The organism is Sodalis sp. (in: enterobacteria), from assembly GCF_047607725.1.
GTDB lineage: Bacteria > Pseudomonadota > Gammaproteobacteria > Enterobacterales > Enterobacteriaceae > JBLKSS01.
Map to the genome: position 1 here is coordinate 1 of NZ_JBLKSS010000115.1, position 4,772 is coordinate 4,772.

The following is a 4,772-nucleotide window of genomic DNA, read 5'->3' on the forward strand; positions in this document are numbered from 1 at the left end:
CGCTGATCGGCAGTTGCAAACTGAACGGTGTGGAGACGGAAGCGTATCTGCGCCATGTGCTGGCGATTATCGCGGATCATCCCATCAACAAAATCAAAGAGCTCCTGCCGTGGAACCTCACCATCCCTGCTGAATAACTGTCAATACGGCGCTGGGCGTACGCTTACCGCCGGACAGCATTACCGCATCCGTGCCGTCAAGAATGGCGTTGGCCACGTCGCCGGCTTCCGCGCGGGTTGGGCGAGGATTTTTGATCATCAAGTCGAGCATCAGGGTGGCGGTAATGACGACCTTGCGCGCCCGGTTACACTTCTCGATCATCATTTTTTGGGCGAAGATGACTTCTTCCACCGGAATTTCGACGCCGAGATCGCCGCGGGCCACCATGATGCCGTCGGACACTTCCAGAATTTCGTCGAAGTTGTTCAGGCCTTCCTGGTTTTCGATTTTAGAGATGATCTGGATATGTTCGCCGCCGTGCTACTGCAGATGTTCACGAATTTTCAGTACGTCGGAACGCTTGCGGATAAACGAGGCGGTAATAAAATCCACGCCTTGCTCGCAGCCGAAAATCAGATCGCGTTTGTCTTTGTCCGCCAGCGACGGCAGGGCGATGGACACGCCGGGCAGGTTGACCCCTTTATTTTCGCCGAGATCGCCATTGTTCAGCACCTTGCACACCACCTCATCCTGGGTGACGCTGGTGACGGTCATGCCTAGCAGTCCGTCATCTACCAGCATGGTATTGCCCACGGCCAGATCCTGGGTGAACCCCGGGTAAGTGACCGCCACGCGCTCGCTGTTGCCAATCACGCTCTGATCGGTTGTAAAGGTAAAGGTTTGGCCCGCGCGCAGTGAGACGTCGGCGCCGTTTTCCAGCTTCATGGTGCGGATTTCGGGGCCTTTGGTATCAAGCAGGATGGCGGCCTGTTGACCCGTTCTCTTCAGAACCGCGCGCAGATTTTTGATGCACTGCCCGTGCTCTTCATAGTCGCCGAGGGAGAAGTTGAGACGCATCACGTTCATCCCCGCGTCAAGCAGGCTGGACAGTACCTCTTCGGATTCGGTTTTCGGGCCGATGGTACAAACAATTTTAGTTTTTTTCATAACGTTGATTTCTATAAGTTGTGATGGATGATGAATCTGGTGCATCGCCGGACCTTGCCCGTGATAAAAAAAAAAGCCGCTTGCAAAACCTGCGGTCCATATTTAAGGATAGGTGACAACGCTCGGAACGTAAGGAAAAAAAGTTGAACGGCTCAGCCCGGCAAGGCCGGTGTGCGCCGGAGGACAATGCTGTTTTTAGACTTTTAGGGCAAATCAATCGGCGCTAATCCTTCAATTGAAATAACGTTTTGCATTATAGTTATTGGCAGGCGGGAAACAAAGTAAAAACTGGACAATTAATGCGTTAGCACAAAAAAAGCGTGATTGTGTCATTTTTGCAACAGATCGTCGCAACCTGTAAAGGTCGTTTTGTCGCACGCTCGTCCGCGTTGTTTACCCTCGCGATGATACCCGGCGCCTACACTGGCGCAGATGACGCTGGCTGAAGCGAGGCCGTGCGAAACACAGCGAAAAATCACCGCTGCGGAAACAGTAGCGGTTAATAAAGGAATGTGATAGAAAAAGAAAACGGTAAGATTTGGTGCGTCCGAGTGGGCTCGAACCACCGACCCCCACCATGTCAAGGTGGTGCTCTAACCAACTGAGCTACGGACGCACAAAGAATGGTGCGTTTTAATGGACTCGAACCATCGACCCCCACCATGTCAAGGTGGTGCTCTAACCAACTGAGCTAAGAACGCATTTTGTTGCCTGCTGCCTGCTGCCTGCGCGGCAGCGGGACGAATATTAACGGGCTCTATCACGCCTTGCAAGGGGAAAACGCGTTTTTCCCCCGAACGCCGATTGATTGTCGAGGGAATGTGCATTAAGCCGGCTTTTTCACCGATCAAGACGCGTCATGCCCCTCAGCGCGCCGCCCGACGCAGAATGCGTGCGGGCGTCTGGCGCTGCAGCCAGCGCATGCGGCACATCATCAAAACGGCGGCAGAGGTCAGACCGACAATAAACCCAATCCAGAAACCGCTGGGACCCATGGCGGGGCGCAGCCAATCCGTCAGCGCCAGCACGTACCCGCAGGGCAGGCCGAGCAGCCAATAGGCGGTAAAGGTAATAATAGAAGATCGACCGGGTGTCCTTATAGCCGCGCAGCACGCCGTTGCCGATAACTTGGATGGAATGTAAGCGCCCCGTGGAGGACGCCTTGAATTATTGGTGGGTTTGTTGTATGAGACAGTAAACCTACGTTACACGCATATGCTCATTGCATTTTCACATTGTATTGATTTTAATAATTTTTATTTCCATCCCGGTTTTAGTGATATGAAATTAGTGGTTCTGAAGTTTGTGATAGTGTCCATTAAAATTTAAGTGGACACTATCATCGCCGGATTATCCATGATCTGACAGCCGTCCTTTATAGGATGCGGGTTCACTAGGCATCGTAGTGGAACATATTCTTACCGGGCCAAACAACAAACCCACCAATAATTCAAGACGTCCTCCTCGGGGCGCTTACATGTAAAGTGGCGTACCGAAAGCTGACACCCTGCACTTGCCCATGGATCCAGGCCGCCGTACATATCTTTGTCATCGTCTCCTCCTGCCGAACGGCGTAGGTTGCATTTAGCCGCACTTATTCGCAAAATGGCGCTCTTTAGCTAGGGTTTAGCATACTTTTATGATGACAAAACGTCTATTTTTGGCGCGCGGCCGTAAAAAATCGCTTATGCGGCGCCATCCCTGGATTTTTTCCGGCGCGGTAGGTCGGCTGGAAGGGAAAGCCCAGCCTGGCGAAACCATCGACATTTTTGACGATAAGGGCCGTTGGTTGGCCCGTGGCGCGTGGTCGCCGCAATCGCAAATTCGCGCCAGGGTGTGGAGCTTCACTCTCGACGAGCAAATTGATGTCGACTTCTTCGTCCGCCGGCTGCAGGTCGCGCAGCGTCTGCGCACGTTTTTGGCGGCGCGGGACGCTCTGGATGGCTATCGCCTGATCGCGGGTGAATCTGATGGTTTGCCCGGCATCACTATCGATCGCTATGGTGATTTTATGGTGCTGCAACTGCTGTCCGCCGGCGCCGAATATCAGCGCGCCACCCTGTTAGCGGCGCTGAAACACTGCTATCCCGACTGCGCCCTTTACGATCGTTCCGATGTGGCGGTGCGGAAAAAAGAGGGGCTTAAAGAAACCCACGGCGTTATCAGCGGCGCCACCCCACCAGACCTGCTTCCTATCCGAGAACACGATATGGCGTTATTGGTGGATATTGCCCAAGGCCATAAAACCGGGTTCTATCTTGATCAGCGTGATAGCCGTCTGTCCGCACGTAAATACGCCGCCGGGCGCCGGGTTCTTAACTGTTTTAGCTATACCGGCGCCTTTTCCGTGTCGGTAATGAAAGGGGGCTGCCGGGAAGTGATAAGCGTCGATACTTCTCAGCAGGCGTTAGACATGGCGCAGCAAAACCTGGCGCTAAATCAGCTGGATTTATCGCGCGCCCGTTTCGTCCGGGACGATGTTTTCCAATTGCTGCGGCGTTATCGCGAGGAGGGTGAACAGTTTGATATGATTATCCTGGACCCGCCTAAGTTTGTTGAAAATAAAAACCAGTTGGCCAGCGCCTGTCGCGGCTATAAAGATATTAACCTGTTGGCGCTGCAACTGCTAGCGCCGGAGGGGATCCTGCTGAGCTTTTCCTGCTCCGGCCTAATGACCACTGATCTGTTCCAGAAAATTCTTGCGGATGCTGCGCTTGATGCCGGCCGCGAAATACAGTTTATTGAACAGTTTCGCCAGGCCGCCGATCACCCGGTTGCCGGCACTTATCCCGAAGGGCTGTATCTGAAGGGGTTTGCCTGCCGGGTCGGCTAAATTATGTTCTGACTCCTTGAATTCCCCGACGCCTCCCCCATATTAAGTATAAGGCATACTTTTCACTGGAGGTCTCATGATTGCCAGCAAATTTGGCATAGGGCAGCAGGTCCGGCATAAGCTGCTGGGGTACCTGGGGGTCATTATCGATGTGGATCCGGAATACTCCCTGGAGAAGCCTTCGCTGGATGACATCGCGGCTGACGATAGCCTGCGCACGGCCCCTTGGTATCATGTGGTGATGGAAGATGAAGAGGGAAAACCGGTGCATACCTACCTGGCGGAAGCGCAGCTGGGATATGAATCGTTTCCAGTCCATCCCGAACAACCGACGCTGGATGAGTTGGCTGAATCCATCCGCCAACAACTTCAGGCGCCCCGTCTGAGAAATTAATCTCCAGGCTGCGCGCTCGCGCAGCCTGATTTTCTTTCGCCCCTAGGGCCAGTATGCAATCCTCACATTTTCGCGCTAGCAAAGAGCCGTAGCGTAAGCCGGTTTTCTCACGCAGTCACCGGCCATTGACTCAAACCCATCTCCTCCCGCGCGCAGTGACCATTGGCGTAATCCTGGCTTTATCTCGACCACGCTGGCCATCGACGCAACCCCGGCTTTCTCTCGAGCACGCTGACTAACTATTGGTGCAGTTCCGACTTTCTTTTGACCACGCTGGCCATCGGCGCATCTCGATCACGCGTAAGCGCCCCGTGGAGGACGTCTTGAATTATTGGTGGGTTTGTTGTATGAGACAGTAAACCTACGTTACACGCTTATGCTCATTGCATTTTCACATTGTATTGATTTTAATAACTTTTATTTCCATCCCGGTTTGAG

General features: G+C 53.4%; 3 protein-coding genes, 2 tRNA genes and 2 pseudogenes. 3 read left to right on the forward strand and 4 right to left on the reverse strand.

What is annotated here, in order from left to right; genetic code table 11:
• The coding region (locus ACMX3H_RS10170; RefSeq protein WP_415210733.1) for a transposase domain-containing protein at nucleotides 1-137 on the forward strand (137 nt) is incomplete at its 5' end.
• 31 nt (nucleotides 138-168) lie between these two features.
• Here ACMX3H_RS10170 and pyk read toward each other — a convergent pair.
• The 4 genes and pseudogenes from pyk to ACMX3H_RS10190 all read right to left on the reverse strand — a co-directional run.
• A pseudogene (gene pyk / locus ACMX3H_RS10175) lies at nucleotides 169-1,107 on the reverse strand (pyruvate kinase); the annotation flags it as partial.
• 539 nt (nucleotides 1,108-1,646) lie between these two features.
• Nucleotides 1,647-1,723, reverse strand: a tRNA-Val gene (locus ACMX3H_RS10180).
• 8 nt (nucleotides 1,724-1,731) lie between these two features.
• A tRNA-Val gene (locus tag ACMX3H_RS10185) sits at nucleotides 1,732-1,808 on the reverse strand.
• 165 nt (nucleotides 1,809-1,973) lie between these two features.
• Nucleotides 1,974-2,244 (reverse strand): annotated as a pseudogene (locus ACMX3H_RS10190) (MATE family efflux transporter); the annotation flags it as partial.
• A 505-nt stretch (nucleotides 2,245-2,749) separates the two neighbouring features.
• Between ACMX3H_RS10190 and rlmI the strand changes: the two are divergent.
• Nucleotides 2,750-3,940: a 23S rRNA (cytosine(1962)-C(5))-methyltransferase RlmI gene (rlmI, locus tag ACMX3H_RS10195; protein ID WP_415210734.1), complete on the forward strand. Its 1,191-nt coding sequence runs from the start codon at nucleotides 2,750-2,752 to the stop codon at nucleotides 3,938-3,940.
• Nucleotides 3,941-4,016: 76 nt separating this feature from the next.
• Entirely contained in the window at nucleotides 4,017-4,334 is a 318-nt protein-coding gene (hspQ, locus tag ACMX3H_RS10200; protein WP_025245018.1) for a heat shock protein HspQ, read from the forward strand.
• The last annotated feature ends 438 nt before the right edge of the window (nucleotides 4,335-4,772 follow it).